This window comes from Alcanivorax sp. HI0083, assembly GCF_001635175.1.
Genome location: NZ_LWFX01000271.1, coordinates 1 through 919 on the forward strand (window position 1 = coordinate 1; position 919 = coordinate 919).

The window sequence follows — 919 nt, forward strand, 5'->3', positions numbered from 1 at the left end:
GCGTTTGCCGGGTTACGGGGTGCCGCTGGATGGTGATGAAGAGTATGTCCGTGAATTCCTGCTGGTTCCGTATTTTGGTGCCTGTATTCATAGCCCGCCGCCGCCGCGCAACCAGATTGTGCTGGTGAAAATGGAAGGGCGCGGTGTGCCGCTGGATCTGGCGTTGGATGCCATGTGGCTGGAAGGCACCTTGACTGTCTCATCGCAAGATACCGAATACGGCACGGCAGGGTATGTGCTGGAAGGTAAAAGTGCGGAACCCTTTACGGGTTACCTCCGGTAACGGTTTATTCCTTTGCTGCCCTCTCTCTGGCAAAAAACCGCTTTTCCAGCCTGATCAGTGACGTTTTTCCCCCTATGTCTTAACTTGTTACATTTTACATACTGGAGAGAATGTAAAGCTTCAGATAGTCTCGAAAGAGCTGAATAAAAATACACCAGAACAATAAACCCCCCGGGAGAGAGGGACCATGGATATACTCCAGCTGCTGGTCAGCGGGGTCGCGAACGGCTGCATCTACGGGTTGCTGGCGCTGGGCTTTGTGTTGATCTACAAAGCGTCGGAAGCGGTGAACTTTGCGCAGGGTGACCTGATGATGCTGGGGGCCTTTCTGGGCATTACCTTCATCAATGCCGAGTATGCCGACCTGCCATTTCTGATAGGCATCACCCTGGCCGCCCTGATTTTAGGGCTCTTTGGTTACCTGCTGGATCGCCTGGTCCTACGCGCCATTTTTGGTCAGCCGCAGTTCGCCATGGTGATCCTTACCATCGCACTGGGCTTTCTGCTGCGTTTCGCCGCAGGTGTTATCTGGGGGCACGATCCGGCCTCCCTGCAAACGCCTTTTGTCGGCCGGGTGTGGGAAATGGGTGAGCTGATCATCCCGGTGGTGGATGCGGTGATCATCATTACCACTGT

The 919-nt window shown here is 54.5% G+C and carries 2 protein-coding genes; both read left to right on the top strand.

Annotated features, from left to right (window positions below; all coding sequences use genetic code 11):
- The coding region (locus A3754_RS02925; protein WP_156496723.1) for a DUF3299 domain-containing protein at positions 1–283 on the top strand (283 nt) is incomplete at its 5' end.
- Positions 284–470: 187 nt separating this feature from the next.
- The coding region (locus A3754_RS02930; protein ID WP_197468414.1) for a branched-chain amino acid ABC transporter permease at positions 471–919 on the top strand (449 nt) is incomplete at its 3' end.